14 protein-coding genes are annotated in these 22,049 nt (G+C 53.6%); 12 read left to right on the top strand and 2 right to left on the bottom strand.

The annotated features are described in order from the left end of the window. Positions 1-25 precede the first annotated feature (25 nt). The 8 genes from KJS69_RS25025 to deoC all read left to right on the top strand — a co-directional run bounded on the left by KJS69_RS25025 (position 26) and on the right by deoC (position 5,960). The gene (locus tag KJS69_RS25025; protein WP_213586537.1) at positions 26-190 is read left to right on the top strand and encodes a YfhD family protein; all 165 of its coding nucleotides are present in this window, start codon (positions 26-28) and stop codon (positions 188-190) included. After that, positions 190-561, top strand: coding sequence for a hypothetical protein (locus tag KJS69_RS25020; RefSeq protein WP_213586536.1), 372 nt, complete (start codon positions 190-192; stop codon positions 559-561). Before KJS69_RS25025 ends, KJS69_RS25020 begins: the two co-directional genes overlap by 1 nt. Before the next feature lie 171 nt (positions 562-732). Then, a complete protein-coding gene (gene prmA, locus KJS69_RS25015) occupies positions 733-1,704 on the top strand; it encodes a 50S ribosomal protein L11 methyltransferase (RefSeq protein ID WP_213586535.1) in 972 nt (323 codons plus the stop codon). A 20-nt stretch (positions 1,705-1,724) separates the two neighbouring features. After that, entirely contained in the window at positions 1,725-2,429 is a 705-nt protein-coding gene (locus KJS69_RS25010) for a site-2 protease family protein (protein WP_249730698.1), read from the top strand. Between the two features lie 220 nt (positions 2,430-2,649). Then, positions 2,650-3,414 (top strand): 16S rRNA (uracil(1498)-N(3))-methyltransferase, encoded by a 765-nt coding sequence (locus KJS69_RS25005; protein WP_213586534.1) that lies wholly within the window; start codon positions 2,650-2,652, stop codon positions 3,412-3,414. Between the two features lie 2 nt (positions 3,415-3,416). Next, the gene (mtaB, locus tag KJS69_RS25000) at positions 3,417-4,757 is read left to right on the top strand and encodes a tRNA (N(6)-L-threonylcarbamoyladenosine(37)-C(2))-methylthiotransferase MtaB (protein ID WP_213586533.1); all 1,341 of its coding nucleotides are present in this window, start codon (positions 3,417-3,419) and stop codon (positions 4,755-4,757) included. Between the two features lie 95 nt (positions 4,758-4,852). Then, positions 4,853-5,293, top strand: a complete 441-nt coding sequence (locus KJS69_RS24995; RefSeq protein ID WP_213586532.1) for an NUDIX hydrolase — start codon at positions 4,853-4,855, stop codon at positions 5,291-5,293. Beyond that, positions 5,280-5,960: a deoxyribose-phosphate aldolase gene (deoC, locus tag KJS69_RS24990; protein ID WP_213586531.1), complete on the top strand. Its 681-nt coding sequence runs from the start codon at positions 5,280-5,282 to the stop codon at positions 5,958-5,960. The genes KJS69_RS24995 and deoC overlap by 14 nt, the downstream gene beginning before the upstream one ends. Before the next feature lie 149 nt (positions 5,961-6,109). Here the strand turns inward: deoC and KJS69_RS24985 are convergent, their stop codons facing one another. Continuing rightward, positions 6,110-7,063 (bottom strand): Na/Pi cotransporter family protein, encoded by a 954-nt coding sequence (locus KJS69_RS24985; protein ID WP_213586530.1) that lies wholly within the window; start codon positions 7,061-7,063, stop codon positions 6,110-6,112. Positions 7,064-7,683: 620 nt separating this feature from the next. On the opposite strand from KJS69_RS24985, the gene addB reads away from it, so the two are divergent. The 4 genes from addB to KJS69_RS24965 are packed head-to-tail and all read left to right on the top strand — an operon-like array spanning position 7,684 to position 19,781. Further along, entirely contained in the window at positions 7,684-11,271 is a 3,588-nt protein-coding gene (gene addB, locus KJS69_RS24980) for a helicase-exonuclease AddAB subunit AddB (protein WP_213586529.1), read from the top strand. After that, positions 11,246-15,172, top strand: a complete 3,927-nt coding sequence (gene addA, locus KJS69_RS24975) for a helicase-exonuclease AddAB subunit AddA (RefSeq protein ID WP_213586528.1) — start codon at positions 11,246-11,248, stop codon at positions 15,170-15,172. The genes addB and addA overlap by 26 nt, the downstream gene beginning before the upstream one ends. Then, positions 15,172-16,365, top strand: a complete 1,194-nt coding sequence (locus KJS69_RS24970) for an exonuclease SbcCD subunit D (RefSeq protein ID WP_213586527.1) — start codon at positions 15,172-15,174, stop codon at positions 16,363-16,365. Before addA ends, KJS69_RS24970 begins: the two co-directional genes overlap by 1 nt. Next, positions 16,362-19,781 carry an AAA family ATPase gene (locus tag KJS69_RS24965; RefSeq protein WP_213586526.1) on the top strand — a complete coding sequence of 1,140 codons (3,420 nt, stop codon included), beginning with the start codon at positions 16,362-16,364 and terminating at the stop codon, positions 19,779-19,781. Before KJS69_RS24970 ends, KJS69_RS24965 begins: the two co-directional genes overlap by 4 nt. Here the strand turns inward: KJS69_RS24965 and KJS69_RS24960 are convergent. After that, positions 19,763-21,550, bottom strand: coding sequence for a putative bifunctional diguanylate cyclase/phosphodiesterase (locus KJS69_RS24960; RefSeq protein ID WP_213586525.1), 1,788 nt, complete (start codon positions 21,548-21,550; stop codon positions 19,763-19,765). The genes KJS69_RS24965 and KJS69_RS24960 overlap by 19 nt on opposite strands. Positions 21,551-22,049 lie beyond the last annotated feature (499 nt).

Raw genomic sequence — 22,049 nt, 5'->3', positions numbered from 1 at the left:
GCGGCAGGAAGTGGAGGGATATGGTATGCACAACAGTGGCAAGGAACGAAAAGAAAAGAACGAAAATAGAAGCCGGGAGCTTCCCGTTACTAAAAATGAGGATGTGGAATTTTCCAGAGAATGGGCCGACGAGGACGATTTGGAGGCACTGGCCCGGGCGGAGGCCGCCGATGAAAGGGCGGGATCTTAATGGCGGAAAAAAACATATTGGCCTACTTTAAAGATCCGCAGGACGCTGAGGAAGTGGCCGCCAAACTGAAAGCTATGCGGGCTATCGATGTGCAAGTTGATCGAATCAGCCGTTTTCCCGGTGAGCCGGTCTCGGAAACCTTCAATCCAATCTCAGGAAATATTAGCGGACTGGGAGCACTCACTTCCGATGCGGATGTATCCAACAAGGACGTGGGCGTTCTGATCGCGGCCGATGTAACGGCCAGCGGAATGAGCGATGGAGGGCAGGATCCGCTAACCGGCAGAGATATACTGCTTGTTGCCGTTGTGGATGAGGAGATTCATCATCAGGCGTTAAATCTGATTGAGCAGAGCGGCGGCATGGTATAGATGGATATAATTGACAAACAGCTCTTCCTTGGCGAGGGCTGTTTTTTTGCAGTAAATCATATATAAAAAAGCGATCATGGTAAAAATGTTTTACTGGGGATAGGGTTGTAGTACAATAGACGATAGTGCATTTTTTTCCCGGCAACGGGCCGAATGGATGGGAGGGGTTTCATGCGTTGGCATGAAGTGACGGTTCATACGACAGAAGAAGCAGTAGAGATGATTTCTAATTTTATGCACGAGCTTGGTGCCGGAGGGGTATCGATAGAAGAATCCGGCACACTGAATAAACCGCGGGACACCTCGCTCGGTCAATGGTATGAACTGCCGTTGAACGATATCCCGGAAGGACGGGCGGTCATTAAAGGCTACTACTCGGAAGGAACGGATATGGAGCGGTTATTGCAGCAGTTGGAGCAGTCCATTAAGCAATTATCCGAATTCGACATTGATACCGGCTCACCTGTAATCGAACATGGTCTCGTGGACGATGAAGATTGGGCGAATGCGTGGAAGCAGTACTACAAGCCTTTGCGAATATCCGACAGGCTGACGGTCAAGCCGACATGGGAGGATTATGATCCGGCTCCGGGAGAGATCGTTCTTGAGTTGGATCCGGGAATGGCCTTCGGTACCGGGACTCACGCCACGACGGCACTTTGCTTGAGAACCTTGGACAAGGTCATCCGCGGAGGGGAAGACGTCATAGACGTCGGTACCGGCTCGGGAGTGCTTTCCATTGCGGCCGCCAAGCTGGGGGCCAGAGCGGTTCTGGCGCTTGATCTCGATCCGGTGGCCGTGTCCAGTGCAGAGGAAAACACGAGTTTAAACGGGCTGGAGAACCAAATAACGGTAAAGCAGAGCGATCTTCTGGGCGCATTGAAGGAGCAGGAACCGCAGCAGGGGGAGACGTCAATCCAGCTTCCCGTTCAAGTGGTCGTAGCGAATATTTTAGCTGAGATTATTGTGCAATTTGTAGAAGACGTCCGGGAAGCACTGCAGCCGGGAGGGCTGTATGTCGCCTCAGGCATTATACAAGCCAAGCAGGACCTTGTGGAAAAAGCGCTGACGGAGCACGGCTTCGTCATTGAAGAAACCTTTAGGGAACTAGACTGGATCGCTATCGTGGCGAGAAAACTGTAGAAGGCGGAGGTTAACAAATTTTGGAAAATTTTTTAAGATTTCCGCTGGACATGATTCCGTTTGTCTTTCTCGTACTTCTGATCGCTTTTACATTTCATGAATTTGCCCACGCTTATTTTGCTGATAAATTTGGAGACCCTACACCGCGCTCTATGGGCAGAGTAACCTTGAATCCGCGGGTTCATCTGGATCTGTTGGGGACGATTCTTATTTTTGTAGTTGGCTTTGGCTGGGCCAAGCCGGTGCTAGTCCGGCGCAGCAGCTTTCGCAACCCGCGGGTCATGAGTGTGATTGTTTCCGCCGCCGGACCGCTCTCCAACCTGATCATCGCATTTATCGGTGTTCTGTTAACGTATGTGCTTGCTTATTTTGGCTGGTTCGAGACGATGAGCCCTGGCGTGTTTGAAGCGGTGCGAGTTTTTCTCAGCCTGCTGATCTATTTGAACCTTATTTTATTTTTGTTCAATTTGCTTCCCTTGCCGCCGTTGGACGGCTATCGGATCATTCAGGAGTTTCTTCCCATGCGGGTAAGATTGAAGCTGCAGCAGTATGAACAGTGGGCCTTTTTCATCATTCTATTACTTGTGTTTGTCCGTCCGCTTTACAATGTTACGCTTGGGGCCGTTTTTTCATTAATGCCGCCCCTTTTATTCGGAATGGACTCTGTGTGCCAGATGATCTTCGGCAAGGCGATTCATTGGGCAAGCTTCCTTAAGATCAGTTGATTGAAATGTACAGGTCAGCTTCAAAAGATATTATGTAGTTTAGTACAAAAATCTTCCCGAACTTGGTATGGTGGTGGGACAAGCACTAACTGGCAGACGGCGCGGCTGAGCATATGAATTGCGGTTGAATTTGGCACTCCATGCGGACACTGACAGTGGCATTTCAGGCTGAAAAGTTGTATGATAAAATGTGATATTTGCACAGAAAGAGAGTCCGACTATGCAGCGATATTTCATACATCCGGACCGATTCACTGACGATTCGGTTGATATAACGGGCGAAGATGCCCATCATCTGGTCCGCGTCATGCGCGCGGCCATTGGCGATCAGGTGATCTGCTGCGACGGAATCCGCCGGGAATGGATCGTGCGCATAAGCTCGATCGAAGATGGCCTGGTGAGAGCGGAGCTCGTCGAGCCGTTGGGCAGAAGCAGCGAGCCCGGCGTCCGGATTACGATAGCACAAAGCTTGCCGAAGGGCGACAAGATGGAGCTCGTCATCCAGAAAGGAACGGAGATTGGAGCGGCAAGCTTCCTCCCATTCGTTTCGGAACGAACCATTGTACAATATGACGGGAAGAAAGAAGCCAAACGATTGGAAAGATGGAGCAAAATTGCTAAAGAGGCCGCAGAGCAAGCTCACCGCAGCCGGGTTCCCGAGCTGGCTTCGCCGGCATCATGGAAACAGCTTCTGACTTTGGTCCGGGAGGCGGATTTGGCTCTTTTTTGCTATGAGAAGGAAGAGACCCGGCAGCTGCGGCCGCTCATTCGCGATAAGCTGGCAGAAGCTCGTTCATCCGGCCAACCCCCGAGGGTGGTCGTGATTATCGGCCCTGAGGGAGGGTTCACCGAAAGGGAAGCGCTGGAGGCCGAGGCTGCCGGGTGTGTCCCCGTCAGTCTTGGCCGGCGGATTCTCCGTACCGAAACGGCCGCCATGGTGGCTTTAACCTGCATACTATACGAACACGGAGAGATGGGAGGGTAATTATGCCAAACGTTGCTTTTCATACATTAGGCTGCAAAGTGAACTTTTACGAGACGGAAGGAATTTGGCAGCTGTTTAAAAAAGAAGGCTACGAGCAGGTCGACTTCGAGAGGAAGGCCGACGTCTATTTAATTAATACGTGCACGGTTACCAACACGGGAGACAAAAAAAGCCGACAAGTCATTCGTCGGGCTATACGCCGCAATCCGGATGCGATTATCGCGGTAACCGGCTGCTACGCCCAAACGTCTCCTGCGGAGGTGGCAGCTATTCCCGGTGTGGACATCGTCGTAGGGACTCAGGATCGGGACCAGATCATTCCCCTGATTAACCGTTACCGGCAAGAGCGTCAGCCGATCAATGCCGTTCGCAACATTATGAAAACGAGAGAGTTCGAGGAATTGGACGTTCCCGAATTTACCGATCGTACCCGGGCGTTTCTGAAGATTCAGGAAGGCTGCAACAATTTCTGCACGTTCTGCATCATTCCGTGGTCACGCGGGCTGCTGCGCAGCCGCAAACCGGAAAGCGTCCTGACTCAGGCGAGACAGCTTGTAGATGCCGGCTATAAGGAAATTGTCCTGACCGGCATTCATACCGGAGGCTACGGCGAAGATCTGGACGATTACGGTCTGGCGAAGCTTTTGTGGGATCTGGACAAGGTGGATGGGCTCAAGCGGATCCGGATCAGCTCGATTGAGGCCAGTCAAATCAGCGACGAGGTGCTGGAGGTGCTGCAGGGCTCGGACAAAATGTGCCGTCATTTCCATGTCCCGCTTCAGGCGGGAGACGATCGGGTGCTGAAGCGGATGCGCCGGAAATATACGACGGCCGAATTCGGCAGCAAAATCGAGAAAATCCACCGTATTATGCCTGAAGCTGCCATTACGACCGACGTTATTGTCGGCTTCCCTGGCGAGACGGAGGAAATGTTCCGCAACGGGTATCGTTTCATGGAGCAAATGCAATTTGCCGAGATGCACGTCTTCCCATATTCCAAGCGGACCGGTACACCCGCCGCCCGCATGGAAGATCAGGTGGACGAAGAAGTCAAAAACCAGAGGGTCCACGAACTGATCGATCTGTCCGAAAGAATGCAGCTCGCTTATGCCAAGCCTTTCGTTGGACAAGTGCTGGAGGTTATTCCTGAACGTCCTTACAAAGAAGCCCCGGAAAGCGGACTCCTTATGGGCTACACGGACAATTATCTGCAGGTTGTCTTTCGCGGGACCGAGGACTTGCTCGGGCAGATAGTTCAGGTGAAAATCGACGAAGCCGGAGTCAATGAATGTCTGGGCTCACACGTTCGCACGCTGGATTCGGTTCGTTCTGCGGTTATCTGACCATTGGCTGCCGTTTCGGCAGCTCGTTTCCAGGATTTCGTTCTGTATCCCAGAATGAAATCCTTCTTAATTTTACAAGGAGAGGAAGAGGGCTAATGGAAATATCCGCCGGAGGCGTAGTATTCAGAAAAGAAAATGGGGCCTGCTGGATTCAAATGATTCAGGACCGCTACGGAAAAATCACTTTGCCTAAAGGCAAGATGGAGCCGGGTGAGACAGAGGAAGAGACCGCTCTGCGCGAAATTAGCGAGGAGACCGGAATAGAAGGAGAGATTGTCGAGCCGATCGAAACGATATCGTATCGATTTACCCACCCGAAGCATGGTTTGATGGATAAGCGGGTTCATTATTTTCTAGTTCGGGCGGTTGGAGGGAATCTCCATGCTCAAATCGAAGAAATCCGCGGGGTCGAATGGCTTGAGCCGAGAGAAGCCTGGCGTCAGCAGGTCCAGTATGGGTATAACAATAATGATTCGGTGCTGCGCCAAGCTTTAAGCCGATTAGGAATCGAGGTGAGCGGCGATGAAATGGGATAAAATGAATCTGGCACAAGCTATTGATCACACGCTGTTAAAGCCGGATGCCCGGACGGAGGCCATACGGCAACTGTGCGAGGAAGCGGTGCGGCATCAATTTTACAGCGTATGCGTTCATTCCGGCTGGGTGCCTGTCTGTCGAGAGCTGCTCGAGGGCTCGGGAGTACGCATAAGTGCGGTTTGCGGCTTTCCTCTTGGGGCTAATTTGAGCGAGGTGAAAGCGTTTGAAGCGGCCCGCTCTGCGGATAAAGGGGCCACCGAAATCGATATGGTGCTGCCTATCGGGCTGCTGCTGGATAATCGCATAAACGAAGTGGAAGCCGATATCAGACAAGTGGTGGACGCGGTCGAAGGACAAGCCGTTGTCAAGGTCATTCTGGAAACCGGAAATCTGAATGATGAGCTCATACGAGCGGGCTGTCAGGCAGCCGAACAAGCTGGCGCCGGATTCGTCAAAACAAGCACCGGATTCGGCCCTGGAGGAGCGACAGTAGAACATGTCCGGTTAATGCGGCAGACGGTATCATCGGCGGTCGGGGTCAAGGCTTCGGGTGGCGTTCGTGATGCTCATACAGCAATGGCAATGCTGGAAGCTGGCGCCAATCGGCTCGGCACCAGCTCAGGGGTCGCTATTGTTACCGGGATACAGGGTCTGGAAGCGTATTGAGGTTCATCCGGGATGCGTATCGGGTGAAGTTACGTTCTATAAGCATACAGTGCGAGTCTCGATCAAGCAGCACCTACGGCGAAGTCTAACTCAAGAAGTCTATAGAGGTGAAGCCTGGTTCAGGTGCATCTAAGCTAAGGATGCCTGACTTATTTTAATCGTTTGATCAGCGAGGTATAGCATAACGGCAGCGCAATTAAAGAACAGGCGATGTTGAAAATGGTCTGGGCGCGGGCGACTTGCAGCGACGGTGAATCGGTCATCCAGGTAACGACGTCGCCTAGTACTCCAATCAGAGGATAGAACAGAATGGCCCCGCCGACGTTAAGCAAAATATGGCTCCAAGCTACGTAGGCGCCGAAGCGGCTGCCTCCTATGCTGGCCATAAGGGCGGTTACGCAAGTACCGACGTTGGCTCCGATCGTAATGGCGATTCCGACCTCCGGAGAGATGACCTGAACCGATGCGAGCGACATAGCCATCGATATCGTCAGCACCCCGCTGTGGACGATTGCGGTCAGAATAGCGCCTGCGATCATGGCCCACAACAGACTGCTTTGGGATTGCTGGACGAACCAACCGAATAAACCGCGGGAGCGCAGGTCCGGAATAATCGACTGCATCACCTGCATGCCTAATAAAATACAAGAAAAACCAAGGACGGCCAATGCCCCGTTGCGCACATGTCTTTTCCATAATTGAGGATACTTGGGCAGGCCGGGAAGAACGAATGTGGCGAGCCATACGGCTAACGACACAGAGAACAGCGACAAGGAGTGCTTGTGCAAATTCAGGCCGATGAGCTCGGTCGTCAGGCACGTCCCGATATTGGTTCCGAGAATGATGCCGAGAGTCTGGGGAAAACGCATCAATCCCGCATTGACCAGTCCGATCGTGATGACCGTGACGGCGGTGCTGCTCTGCATGGCCGCTGTAATGCCTGTCGAGGCCAGCATTCCGCGAAACGGCGTTCTTGTGAATCTTTCCAACAGCACTTGAAGATATCGGCCCGCCCATTGGTGAAGTGCCGCCTCCATCACTTTCATGCCGAGCAGGAAGACGGCAAGCCCTAGAGTCATTGGGATAAAAATAGTTGTAAACATGCCGTGCTTGTCTCCTTTTTCAGAATTAGTCCATGTATATGTCTGAAAAAAGAGATCCATGATAGATGAGGATGGATTGGCCAGAGATCCAGGGACAAACCATGGGCTGATTGCAATACGGATAAGATAAGAACGGTTGAGGCTATTAAGGTGCAGAAGTGTTCTTTAATTTACCACATGACCGGTTTTTGTCGATTAAGGTGCATTTGTGCTTTCTAATCGCATTCGTTTAAGGAAATTCTGGATTTACCAACAATTAAAAGGTACTTTTGCACTCCGTTCAACGAAAACGCAAAATTAGAGAAATTAAGGGGTAGTATTGCACTTTAATTTCCGCACTTCTTTTTGCCCCAAACCCCATAACCGCAAACCGCAAACCGCACACTCCCCTCCTAATGACATCTTATTCTCTTCCTGCTCCACCATTCATCCCCCTGTATTTTGATATATAAAAAACCGCCCGTTTCTCAAAGCCGTGCAAATTCACAAATCGAAAGCTTGCTTCACTCAATTAAAACTAGAAATTAACATAATAAGGAGAAAGAAACAGGAACAAATGATCTCCCTCTCATCATAGAAATATGATAGAATTAAGTAGACAAATCGAAGGGGGACGACCCATGAATAGTAGAATTATCGTTGGCCGGGCCGGCAGCGGCAAGAGCGAGCTGTGCTTGCGCGAGATTCGTGAACGGCTCAGGGACAAGCCTGATGGTACGCCGCTGATCCTCCTCGTTCCGGAGCAAGCGACGTTTCAGGCGGAGCAAGCCCTGGTAACAACACCCGGAATATCGGGAATGATACGGGCCCAGGTCTATAATTTTTCCAGACTCGCCTGGCGGGTCATGCAGGATACCGGGGGCACGGCGGGCATACCAATAGACGAAACCGGGAAAACGATGCTCCTGCAGCGGATTCTGCATAAGCACAAGGAGCGGTTCCATTTGTTCCAGCACTCGGTCGATCAGATCGGGTTCGCGGAAGAGGTATTGACTCTGTTCAGCGAGCTTAAGAGACAATGCATTACGGCCGAAACCTTGCAGCAACAGCAGGAACGATTGATTCCGCTGTTGGAGGAGCAGCCCGGAACGCTGCGGCACAAGCTGGACGATTTACTGAAAGTATACATAGATTACGAGCAGCAATTGGCTGAGCAATACTTGGATGCGGATGCTTTCTTGGAACGGATGGCAGCTCAATTGGCGGAATGCCATTGGATGAAGGATGCGGATATTTGGGTGGATGGTTTTTTTGGCTTCACCCCATTGGAGCAAGCGGTTCTGGTCCAATGTATGCTTCATTGCAACAGTGTGACGGTAACGCTCTGCCTTAATAAGCCCTATGATGCGGGGGAATTGCCGAACGAGCTGGATTTGTTTTATCCGACGGCCATCACGATGGTGCGGCTGCGGGAGCGGATGAATGCTCTGGGATTGCCGGACCCGCAAATCGTTCGACTGGAGCAGGATGTTTCGCCGCGATACGCTGAGAATCCGATGCTGGCTCATCTGGAGCGGAACTATGAGCACAGGCTGTCGGCGGCGAAGCGGGCTTACACGCGACAGGAAGTTCAGGCTGGATTGTCGCTGCGGGCGGCGGTACACCGCAAGGCGGAGGTGGAAGGGGTTGCCCGGCAGATGCTCCGGCTGGCCGGAGACCGCCATATACGCTGGAGAGATATGACCGTCATGGTCCGCGATATGGATGGATACGGGGATTTGCTGACAACGGTGTTTCAACAGCTGGGCATTCCTCATTTTATTGATCAGAAAAGACCGGTGCTTCATCATCCATTGACGGAATTTATCCGTTCCGCTCTGGAAATCATTATTCGTCATTGGCGTTATGATGCAGTATTTCGCTGCGTTAAGACGGATTTTTTCCTGCCATTGGATGCTTCGGAAGACAACTGCGTAGATCGGCATGCTATGGACGAATTGGAGAACTATGTTTTATCCACCGGTATTCAAGGATCTCGCTGGCAGGATGAGCGGGCCTGGCAGATGAGGGGGAGAAGCGCGTTGGAGGAGGATTCCACAACGGATGATTTTCGTCCTGATCCCGAATATGTCAAACGGATGGAACGATGCCGCAAGCGAATAGTGGAGCCGTTGACCGCTTTTCAGCAAAGCTTTGGGCAGGCCGATAATGTCCGGCAAATGGCGGAAGCATTGTATGGGCTGCTGTTGGAGGTAAAGGCGCCGGAACGGCTGGAAAGATGGAGCGAGGACTGTATTCAGAGCGGAAATCCGGAGAAAGCTCGAGAGCATTCCCAAGTATGGGAACGAATTGTCGACTTGCTGGATCAACTGGTGGAGATGCTCGGTGACGAAAGTGTCGGACGCGAGCTGTTTGCGGAGATGGTGGATTCCGGACTGGATAGTATCCGTATGGGGCTCGTGCCTCCGTCCCTGGATCAGGTGCTGATCGGAACGATAGACCGGACCCGTTCGACCCGGGTGAAGTATTGCTTCGTCCTGGGCGTCAACGATGGTGTGCTGCCGGCCAAGATAAATCTCGACGGAATCCTGTCGGAGAACGAACGGGAGCTTATGCGGGAAGCCGGAGTGAAGCTTGCCGACGGCGGCAGACGCAAGCAATTGGACGAGCAATTGCTTATTTACTCCGTGCTGTGCACTCCTTCGGAGCATCTATGGCTCAGCTACCCTCTGGCGGACGAAGAAGGAAGAGCCCTGCTGCCTTCGGAGACGATCAAGCAGATTCAAGCGATGTTCCCGACGGTCGAGGAAAAGCTGCTGTTGGCTGAGCCCGACGCCTCGCTTTCCATAGAGGAGCAGATGCAGTTCATAACGCCTCCCGGACAGGCCGTCTCTTATTTGTTCGTGAGAATGAAGCAATGGATGAAGGGCGAGGAGATGGCTGATTTTTGGTGGGAGGTGTACAACTGGCTGCAGAAGCGTCCCGAATGGCGGGACAAGCTGGACATGATGGTGAAGGCGCTCGATTATTCGAACCGGGAGAGTTCCTTGTCCGTCCAATCCAGCAGGCTTCTCTATGGCGGTCAATTGAAGGCCAGCGTATCGCGGATGGAGCGGTTCGTCTCTTGTCCGTTCTCCCAGTTTGCCTCGCATGGCTTGCGGCTTGCGGAGCGGCGGGTTTATCGGCTGGAGGCTCCCGATATCGGACAGCTGTTCCACGCCGCTCTTAGCGGGTTAATCGGTTCCTTGCAGCAGGAGCAGGCCGATTGGGCGATGCTCAGCCGGGAACAGCTGCAGGATCGGGCTTCTGCCATCGTAGACAGGCTAGCCCCGCGGCTGCAAAGTGAAATTTTGCTGAGCTCTCCCCGCTACCGATACATAGCTCGGAAGCTTAAAGGCGTGATAGGCAAAGCTTCCTATATTCTCGCGGAGCACGCGAAGCGCAGCGGGTTCGTGCCCGTCGGGCTGGAGCTTGGCTTCGGGCCGGGAGAGACTCTGCCGCCGTTAACGTTCCAATTAAGCAACGGCTGTACGATGGAAATCGTCGGCCGAATTGATCGGGTCGATCGGGCGGAGAGCGAACGCGGCCTTCTGCTGCGGGTGATCGACTACAAGTCGAGCCAAACATCTTTACAGCTGGCTGAGCTTTATTACGGCTTATCTCTTCAAATGCTTACTTATCTGGACGTAGTTCTCAGTCACTCCGAGCGTTGGTTGGGCCGGCAGGCTCAGCCGGCCGGGGTGCTGTACTTCCATGTCCATAATCCGCTTATAAGAACGAAGCATCCGATTTCTCCGGAAGAGGCCGAAGCGGAAGTCCGCAAGCAATTTAAAATGAAAGGGCTCGTTCTGGCCGATGAGGAAGCGGTCCGGCTCATGGATAAGGAACTGAAAAGCGGTCATTCCCAGTGGATTCCGGTTGCGCTGAAGACGGATGGAAGCTTCTATTCATCGGCATCGGTCGCCACGCCTGAACAATGGGATCGGTTGAGGGGCTATGTCCGCCGGAAAATTCGCGGAATCGGGACGGAGATTACCGAGGGCAATGTGAGCATCACTCCATTTCGCCTGGGAGGCAAGTCGGCCTGCACCTTCTGTCCCTACAAGCCGGTCTGTCAGTTCGACCCGCTGCTGGAGGGGAATGAGTTTCGTATTCTGGAAAGAAAGAGCAGTACCGATATATGGACCCGCCTGGGGGAGGAACAGGCGATAGACATGATGGGAATTGGAGGGGAAGCCGCGGATGAACCGGGAACTGGAGCAAGATAACGAGCTATTGAGTCCGCCGGCCTTCGCTGCAGACAAGCCAGCCGGATCCGCTTGGACAGACGAGCAGTGGGAAGCGATTAGCCGCACCGGGCAGAATATTCTTGTCGCCGCGGCCGCGGGATCGGGCAAGACCGCTGTGCTGGTCGAGCGAATTATCCGGCGGATTTCCGACGAGAGCGAATCGGTGGACGTAGACCGTTTGCTGGTAGCCACGTTTACGAAAGCGGCGGCCTCCGAAATGCGCCAAAGAATTCGCGACGCCCTGGAGAAAGCGTTGTTTGAAAAGCCGGATTCAGCCTATTTAAGAAAGCAGCTGGCTTTGCTCAACCGGGCCTCGATCACGACATTGCACTCGTTTTGTCTGGAAGTGATCCAGCGGTATTTTCAGCTCATTCGGCTGGACCCTGGATTTCGCGTAGCGAACGAGACGGAAACGGCGCTGCTGCGCCAGGATGTGCTCGAAGAGCTGTTCGAGCATTACTATACTTATTCAGAAGAAGACAGCGAATTCTGGAATGTGCTGGAGTGGTTTGGAGGAAACCGCAGCGATGAAGCTTTGTTCTCTCTCGTGCTCCAGCTGTATGACGCCTCGCGCAGCCACCCGCAGCCGGACAGGTGGCTTGACCAAATGTGCGGGCTGTTTGATACGGATGCTACTGAGCCGACCCTGTGGCTGGACAGTCTTGAGAAGGATGTTCGTCTCGATTTGGAAGGAATTCTCGGATTGTTGACTCAAGCTTCTCATTTGGCTGCACAACCGGGAGGGCCTGCTCCCTATTTGGATAACCTGACGGACGAAATAGCTATGACAGAGCAATTGATAGAACGGTGTGGGGAAAGCTGGGAATCGCTTTACGTAGCGTTCCAGACCGCATCGTTTGGCCGTCTGAAGGCATGCAGAGGAGACGGGCTGGACAAAGCGCTGCAGGATCAAGTGAAGGCGGTCCGCGACGCAGCCAAAGAGCGGTTCAATGCGATGCGTGAGGAGCTGTTTACTCGTTCGCCAGAACAGTATAAAGCTGAATTAATGGCGATGCATCCGATCATGAGTATGCTGGCGGAATTGGTGAAGCAATTTGGCAAGCGTTTCTCCGAAGCGAAGCGAGGCAAGGGCTTGATTGATTTTGCCGATTTGGAGCATTATTGCTTGCAGGTGCTGACCGACCCGGATTCCCCAACAGAGGAGCTCAAGCCTTCGGAAGCGGCTCTCGAATACAGAGAGCAATACGTCGAGATTTTGTTGGACGAGTATCAGGATACGAATTTGGTGCAGGAAGCGATTGTAGAGCTGCTGTCCCGGGAGGATAGAGGAAATCGCTTTATGGTCGGGGATGTGAAGCAGAGCATCTATCGCTTCCGACTGGCGGAGCCGGGACTCTTTCTCGATAAATACCGATCGTTCCGTCGTGATGGAAGCGGTCGGGGCCGGCGAATCGACCTGGCTCGTAATTTTCGCAGCCGCAGACAGGTGGTCGACGGCGTGAATTTCGTGTTCAAGCAAGTGATGAATGAAACCGTAGGCGAGATCGCTTATGATCGTGAGGCGGAGCTTGTGTACGGAGCGGAGTATTACGAGCGCAGCGAGCAAGGCGCTGAGGTTCGCCAGCTTCCGGTGGAATGGATGCTGATTGATCGGGCCGGCGAATCCTCAGAGGCGGATTCCGGCGGGTGGCCGACGGAAGAGCCAGGTGAGTCGGCAGAAATAGCAGGGGCCGGCGGACAAGAGCCGGGGCCCGTCTCGATAACCGAGGAAATCCGCGAAATGGAAACGGCTCAAATGGAGGCTAGAGCCATTGCTCTGCAAATCCGTAAATTGCTGGGTGAAGATGGAGGAGAGCAGTTCACGGTTTATGACAAAAGGGAGAACGGGATGCGGCCTGTTCAATACCGGGACATTGTTGTTTTACTGCGCGCCACGCACAGCTGGGCCCCGGTTTTTATCGAAGAGCTGCGACAGCAAGGGATTCCAGGGTATGCCGATTTGAATACGGGGTATTTTTCGGCGACGGAAGTCGATGTTGTCCTCTCCCTGCTCAAAATTATCGACAATCCTTATCAGGATATTCCTTTGGCCGGGGTTCTTCGCTCTCCCATTGTCGGCCTGAGCGCGGACGATCTGGCCATCGTCAGGATGACGGACCGGAAGGCAGGATTTTACGGAGCTTTGCTGCAATTTACGGCAGAGCAGAGTGAAGAGCATCAGGAGCTTCGGCACAAGCTAGCCCATTTTATATCGCGCTTGGAGCAATGGAGGACGGCCGCCCGCCAAGGAACGTTGGCTGACTTGATCTGGTCCTTATATCGGGATACCGGATATTATGATTTCGTCGGCGGAATGCCCGGAGGTCTGCAAAGGCAGGCGAATTTACGGGCGCTGCATGATCGGGCCCGCCAGTACGAGGCGACGTCGTTCCGCGGTTTGTTCCGGTTTTTACGATTTGTCGAGCGGATGCAGGAAAGCGGAGGCGATTTAGGGACGGCGAGAGCGTTAGGCGAACAGGAAGACGTTGTCCGGATTATGTCCATTCATAAAAGCAAAGGTCTGGAATTTCCGGTCGTCTTCGTCGCCGGAATGGGCAAAGGCTTCAATCGCCAAGATTTAAACTCGCATTTTCTAATCCATAAAGAGCTTGGGCTGGGTCCTTATTATGTAGACATGGAAAAAAGGATCAGCTTCCCTTCCTTGCCCACCTTGGCCATCCGCCGGAGAATGCGGCTGGAGATGCTGGCGGAAGAGATGCGGGTGCTGTACGTCGCTTTGACGAGAGCCAGAGAGAAATTGTATTTACTCGGCTCGGTGCGCTCCCTCGCCAAGCAGCTGGACGTATGGGCACGAACCGATCTGGAGGCTCCGGTCCTGGCGGACTATGAGCTGGCACAAGCGAAGTGCTACCTGGACTGGATTGGTCCGGCCTTAATAAAGCATAGGAGCAGTCAGCCGTTAAGAGAAATGGGCCATATGCTTCATTCCGCAGCAGACTGGGCAGCCGAGGATCCGTCCGAATGGAAGGTTTCCGTTATTTATCCGGCAATGCTCGCGCAGGAGGCGGCAGCGGCCGAACAGCCTTCCAGCCTGCAGGAAGCGAGGCTGGATGCCGTCCGGCGTTTGCTGCCGGTAGACCTGCCGGACCGCTCGGAGGAAGAGGAGGTGGCCCGCCGGCTGGGATGGGCTTATCCTTTTGCCGAATCGACGCAGCTGCTTTCCAACACATCGGTCTCCGAGCTTAAGCGGATGCATGAGGAGAAGGTGCTGGCCGTTTCCGACGATACGGCTGCGCGTTTATCCGCGATCAGCGCTTTTCAGGCCCCTGTATATCGCCGGCCCCGCTTTATGGAGCAGCGACAGATGAATGCTGCTGAAAGGGGGACCATTCATCATGCTGTTATGCAGAGGGTGCGGCTGCATCCCGGATTGGACGAGGCGGAGATCGTGGAGGAAATACAGCGGATGGTCGATCTCCGTTTACTGACAGAGGAGCAGCGACAGGCCGTTGATCCTTCTATGATCGCGGGATTTTTCCAGACGGACGTTGGCAGACGGCTTCTTGCAGCCGATAGAGTTAAGCGCGAAGTGCCTTTCAGCTACGGGCTGCCGGCCAGGGAGGTTTACCCCAAGGCGTCCCCGACCGTAGAAGGGGAGACGATTCTCATTCAAGGGGTGATCGACTGTCTGTTTGAGGACGAGGAAGGACTCGTGCTCCTCGATTATAAAACAGATGCGATGAGAGGTCGTCCGCCGGAGGAACTGGCGGAGCGCTATTCCATTCAGCTTGGTTTATATACCCGGGCCATTGAACGGATCTGGCAACGGGAGCTGTCTCATATTTATTTATATTTCTTTGACGGCTCCCATTTGGTGAGGATGGACAATAAAATTAAGCCGCTTCAGGGGGGAGAGTAATGCGCATATTGCATACAGCCGATTGGCATCTCGGGCGGACGCTGGAAGGAAGAAGCCGGCTGGAGGAACAGGAAGCCTTTATGGACGAACTGGTCGCGATTGTAAAGGATCAGCAGATCGACCTCGTGCTGATGGCGGGCGATGTGTATGATACGGTCAACCCGCCGGCACAGGCCGAGAAGTTGTTCTATGACAGCATTTCCCGCCTGGCGGATGGCGGGGAAAGGCAAGTCGTGGCGATAGCGGGCAATCACGATAATCCCGAACGGCTGGCAGCCTCTACTCCGCTTGCCGGGCGTCAAGGGATTACACTGCTGGGGCTGCCGGACAGCGAAGCGATATCTGTCGATATTCGCCGGACAGGAGAACGGGCCATCCTCTATGCGCTGCCCTATCCTTCAGAATCGCGCTTGAAGGAGTTATTATCCGACGAGGCAGATGAAGAAAGCTTGCAGGCGGCCTACTCGGATCGAATCGGCGCGATGATCCGGAGGGCAACGCACCGCTTCTCGCCGGCTACCGTTAATCTGATCATGAGTCACCTGTATGTGCTTGGCGGATCGGAATCGGACTCCGAGAGGCCGATTCAGGTCGGCGGAGCTTACACGGTTAACGCCAACGCTTTCGGCTCCGCGGCCGATTACGTCGCACTGGGTCACCTTCATCGCCCGCAATTCGTCAAGGCGGAAGTGCCGGTCAAATATGCCGGCTCCCCGCTGGCCTACAGCTTTTCTGAAGCCGGGCAGGCGAAGTCAGTCACCATCCTCGATATTCACCCGGGAGGGACGGGGCAAATGGAAGAAATATTCCTGACCAGCGGACGCCCGCTGGTCCGATGGAAAGCGGTGCAAGGCATCGCACAGGTCTATGAATGGCTGGAGGAAAACAGGGATGCTGCGGCGTGGATTGACCTGGAGATCCATCTGGAGGAATCCTTATCTATGGAGCAAATTCAAAATTTGCGGAAGCAGCGAAGCGGGATTATTCAAATCCGACCGATATTTGCGTCATCCGTCGAGCAAGTCACGATGGAGCAGGAGAGGCTGCCGATCGATGAAATGTTTTGCCGGTTCTATGCCAAGCAAACCGGGGGGGCGCGGCCGGAGCCGGAGTTGCTTCAGCTATTTATGGAGCTGCTTCATTCCTCGGAGGAGGAAACCGCAGTGGACAGGGAAGGAGAGGAGAAACGATGAGGCCGGTTTATTTGGCACTCTCCGGATTACAGAGCTATCGCGAGAAGCAGGAGATTGACTTTACCCGGTTATGCGATGCCGGAGTCTTTGGAATTTTTGGCCCGACGGGCAGCGGGAAGTCATCCATTCTCGACGCCATCACTTTAGCTTTATATGGCAAAGTGGAACGGGCCAGCAACGGGACGCAAGGCATTCTCAACCATGCCGAGAAAGTACTGTCCGTTACTTTTGCGTTCGAGCTGTCTTATGCGGGCGGGGTTAAAAAATTCCGCGTCGAAAGGCAGTTCAAGCGGGGAAATGAATTGTCCGTTAACAATACTATCAGCCGTTTGATCGACGAAACCGACGGAGGCAGTCTTGTTCTCGCGGACAAGGTATCAGAGGTCAACCAGCAGGTTCAGCTCATCCTTGGCTTGTCCATGCAGGATTTTACAAGAGCGGTCGTTCTTCCCCAAGGGAAATTCGCGGAGTTTTTATCGCTCAAAGGAAGCGAAAGGCGGCAAATGCTGCAGCGGCTGTTCCATCTGGAGCAATATGGAGATCTGTTGAATGCGAGAGTCAGCCGGAGGCTCAAGGATACGGAGTCCGTAATCAGGGAGCTCGCCGCGGAGCAGCAAGGACTGGGAGATGCCTCCGAACAGGCGGTGACGGCAGCGAAAGAGCGCTTCCGAACGGCGGAGGAGTACGCCAAGCAGAAGCGCGAGCAGCGGCAGTACGCCGATCAGCAATGGGAGGACGGCCGGAAGATTTATCTGCTCCAGCAGGAACTGGGCGTTCTTCGGCAGCAGGAGCAGGAACTGGCCGCTAAAGAGCCGGCTGTCCGCGCCATGGAGCAAGGACTGCAAAGGGCTGCGGAGGCGGATGCTCTCTACCCGCTCTTCCGGGAATGGGAGGAAGCCCGGCGTCTGTCGGAGGAGAAGGCGCGATTACATAAGGAAATCAGGACGAAGTATGAGCAAATGACGAAGCATCATGATGAGACCTCCCTCCGCTATACGGAAGCCCGAAAGAGGCTGGCCGAGCAGGAGGCTCCTTTGCGCATTCGCATGGAAGAGCTCCAGCAAGCCCTCCGCCTTATGGAAGAGGCGGGCAAAAGCGAAGCCTCGCTTCGGACGATAGAGGCCCGCAAGCGGGAGGCTGCGGCGCGGAAGCAAGCGGCGGAGGAGGAGCTCCTGAAGGAGCGGGAGCTTCATGCGAAGGCTGTTCGCCTGCAGAGCGAGCTGAAGGAGCGCCAGCGCTTGGCCGAGGTCTCCTCCGAGGAGCGGCGGCTCCTTCATGAGGCCTCAAACGCGAAGCAGCAGTGGGCGCTGCTGGTCCGCCAGCGGAGCGAAGCCGAGGCGGAGGCGGCAGAAGCGCAGCAGCGTCTAGCCTTAGCGGAGCAAGAAGCGGGCGAAGCGCAGGGCAGGCAGGGAAGCCTGGCCCGCGAATTGCAGCTGCTGGGAGGCGATATGGCGGAGCGAACGATAGCTGTCGCCCGCTTGGAGCAAGCCGCTGATGGACTGCTTCGCCTGGCGGGCGAGCGCCTTAGACGCTGCAAGGAAGAGCAGAAGGAGCGGGAGATCGGCCGACTGGCTTCGATTCTCGCCGCTTCTATGGCTCCAGGCGACGCCTGTCCGGTGTGCGGCTCCGTTCATCATCCCGACCCGGCAAAGCCTGCCGGAACCGACGAAGCGGATGGAGAAGCAGAAGAGCTGGAGAAGGTGATGGAGCACACGAAGGAGCTGCAGGTACAGACGATACAGCTCAAGCTCTCGCTCAGCCATTGGACGGATAAGCTGGCTGAGCGCTTGGACGGGGGCGCTATGGAGGAAGCGGCGGTAGCGGCTGACATCGTTCCTGTGAGGGAAGTCGCCGAGGCGGAGGAAGAATCGGATAAGCCGGCGGGACTGCTTAAGCGAAGCCAGGTAATCCGCGAACGATTAGCCGCCGAAAAGGCTCTGCTGACGGAACGGGAAGCCCGGCTTCGCGAGGCCTTCGCCGAATGGAAGCAATGGGAGCAGCGGCATGGGGAGCTAGCGGCCCGGATTGACGCGCTTCGGACGATGCGTGACGGGACCATTCGCAAGCTCGAAGCCACTCAAGCGGAGCTGCGTTTGCAGGAGGAGCGCTGGAAGCAGCTATTTCCGCAGGTGGACAAGGAAACGTTGGAGAATAAGCTCGCCGAGCTGCGGCGGAAGGATGAAGCCAGCGAAGAACTTCGCAAACGCCTGGATAAAAGCGTCAGCTTCCTGGACGAGTCGCTGCTGAAGCTAAACGGCTTGCAAGCGGAAATGGTGGAGCGTGAGAAGGAATGTTTGCAGCTTGATACGGAGGGCAAAGGGATCGAACAATTGCTGCGAATGCAGGAGCAGCAGTTGATTGAGAAAGCGGGCAGCGAGCCGGTAGACCAGCAAATCGCTGAGGTCCAAGGCCGCCTGAAGCAGCTTATTTCCGACGAACGGGAACAGTCCGATAAGCTGGAGCGGCTGCAGGAAGAATTGCGAGAGCTTAACCGGCAGCACATTACTTCGGAGCAGGATGGTGTAACAGCCGCTCAGCAACTTGCCAAAGCGGAAGCCAACTGGCACCGGGCTCTGGAGCAGTCGCCGTTCAGCGGAGAAGAGGAAGTTCGCAGCGCGCTGCTTACCCAAGAAGCGGCAGACGAGTGGTCCGAGGAAGTGAAACTGTACCGGGAACGGAAATCACGCCTCCAGGCGCGGTTGGAGCATGTGGAAGGCCAACTGGACGGTGCTTCTATGACAGAAGAGAAGTGGGAGGAAATCCAGAAGCGGCGGGAGGACGCCCACCAGCAGGATGAGCAAGCTCTCAGTGAGCGGGCTAAAGCGGAGCGGGATTTGGACGATGTAATCCGCAAGCATGCGGAGTGGTCTGAATTGGAAGCCAAGCGAATTCGTTCCGAGCAAGATTACGGCCGCTTGCACAAGCTGCAAACGGTCTTTAGAGGAAATGCCTTCGTCGAATTCATTGCCGAGGAGCAGTTAATGCAGGTAAGCGGGGCGGCATCGCAGAAGCTCGGGCAATTAACCCGTCAACGATATGCTATCGAGGTGGATTCCAGTGGCGGATTCGTTATACGCGACGATGCGAATGGAGGAATTCGGAGGCCTGTCAGCTCTTTATCCGGAGGGGAAACTTTCTTGACCTCGCTTGCTCTGGCGCTTGCCTTATCCGCCCAGATTCAGTTGAGCGGTCAATATCCTCTCGAATTTTTCTTCCTGGATGAAGGCTTCGGCACATTGGACCCGGATTTGCTGGAAACGGTCATTGGGGCTCTGGAGAAGCTGCATACGGACAGGCTGACCGTAGGAATCATTAGCCACGTCCCGGAACTGAAAGCCCGTTTGCCCCGTCGGTTAATTGTCCAGCCGGCTGAGCCATCGGGCCAGGGGAGCCGGCTTTACTTGGAAACTTTATAGTTTAATTCGAACAAGTACCAATCCATAAAGGTCTGGGCCGTCATCGGCTTGCCGATCAAGTAACCTTGAACTTCATCGCAATTAAGCTGTTTTAAATAATCGTATTGCTCATAGGTTTCAACGCCTTCGGCTGTTACGTTTAATTTAAGAGTATGGGCCAGGGCGATGATCGCCTTGACGATGGCGGCATCATCGGCATTTTTATGGATTCCGCTAATAAAGGTCCGGTCAATTTTGACAACATCAATCGGAAACCTCTTCAAATAGCTGAGGGAGGAATAACCGGTGCCAAAGTCATCAATGGCGATCGTGAGCTTCATTTCTTTCAGCTCTCGCAGCATATGCTCCGCATAAGTGACGTCTTCCATGGCCGCGCTTTCGGTAATTTCCAGCTCGAGATGCTCGGGAGATAGCTTCGTATCCCTCAGCACTTTGGCAATCGTCTTGGGCAGATCCTTTTGTCTGAACTGTCTGGGGGACAGGTTGACACTCATGCGAAACGGCGGAAGCTCCGTGTTCAGCCATTGTTTGCATTGTGTACAGGCTTTGCGCAAAATTTGCTCCCCCAGCGGAACGACAAGACCTGTATCTTCCGCCAACGGAATGAAATCTTTAGGGGGAATCATCCCCAATTCCGGATGCTTCCAGCGCACGAGCGCTTCAACGCAGACCAGGCCGCCGGAACGAATATCGATTCTCGGCTGATAGTTGACGACCAGCTCATCTCTCTCCAAGGCATGTCTCAGCATCGTTTCCATTTGAATTCTTTCAATGCCGCCGGTATCTACAGGCGGGGTGTAGAATTGATAATTGTTTCTGCCCTGATCCTTGGCTCGATACATGGCAGTATCCGCATTTTTCATTAACGTTTCTGGATCGGTTCCGTCATCCGGATATAGAGCGATTCCAATACTAGTTGTAATAAATACTTCCCGATGATGAAGTGGAATCGATTGCTGGAAAGCTTGAATAATCAGCTCCGAGACATGAGCCGCTTCATCGGGATGCTTCATGTTCGGGAGCAGCAATGCAAATTCATCGCCGCCCATGCGGGCAAGCAGCGCTTCGGCAGGCATTTCCTTCTTGATTCTTTCGGCCACCGTTACAAGCAGCTCGTCGCCTGCAGCATGGCCCATCGTATCATTTATGTATTTGAATCGATCCAGATCGAGGAACAAGACCCCGATATAACGGCGTAATTTGCGATTGTCCCGAATCGCATGGACCAGCTGTTGCTTGAAGCGAGCCCGGTTAGGCAGCATCGTCAGCCAGTCGGAGAAAGCCATACGATTTAGCCGGTCCGTGCTTCTTCCAATAAAAATAACGAACAAAATCATTCCTAAAAAAGTGAGAATCGTATTCAAAGACCAAAAATCCGAATTTTGACTGAGATGGTAGATGACTATGTTCATTGTACTGAGCAAGCTGAACAGGACGGAAGAGGCCACCCCAAATTCAAAAGCGTAAAGCGGAACTAACAACAGCACGATCCAGGTCGGTTCATATTGTCCTTGCCACGAGGGGATCGTAAAAATCGCTGTGCAGAATACGGAGTCTATGAGCAAATAGATCCAATAAAACCCTTTAGTTAAATGATTATGTAATTTCTTTTGGTAGAAAGCTTGAAAGATTAATAATAAGCACCATAATATGGCCAATAAGGCGATGACTAGAATAGAGGCCTGCCGATAATTAAAATATAAACTAATAAGAACGATAGGCACAAAGACATGGCCTAAGGAAAACATTCTCTCGCTCTTGTGGATCATAATAGCACCTCGTCGGTGATTCAGATAGGCTTAAAGTCACACTCTCAATATAGTAGTATATTATATTTCCCTTTTTCTTACTATGCATAATCCGAGTTGTTCTTTCAAAAGACGACAAAAAAATCACTCTTCATTTTTCATAGAGTGAGTTTTTAATGGAATTGTATAGCAGCCGTTTGACTGCTCGCCGTTATTGGCCGGAAGCAGACCTGATATGGCACGTCTGCCGGCAGCGGCCTTGCTGGCTAACAGACTGAGAATCGGTTCGATCGGAGTTGGTCTATTTGAAGTTCCTTCGACAATGCGACATAAATCTGCATAATTCGAGAAAATCTGGTTTGGCTTGCTCGCTCCATCTACAATAGTTATAAGTTTTTCTCATCCATTATATCGGAGGATTCCGACCCGGTCTACTGACGAAATAGCGACAGTTTGGGGGGAGTTCAGTTCGCTGAAAGATCCGATACGGTTCTGGGGGGGAAGAAGCTGGACAGTAAGT

The organism is Paenibacillus sp. J2TS4 (assembly GCF_018403245.1).
Taxonomy (GTDB): domain Bacteria; phylum Bacillota; class Bacilli; order Paenibacillales; family NBRC-103111; genus Paenibacillus_L.
This window is presented reverse-complemented; position numbering and strand designations above follow the sequence as displayed.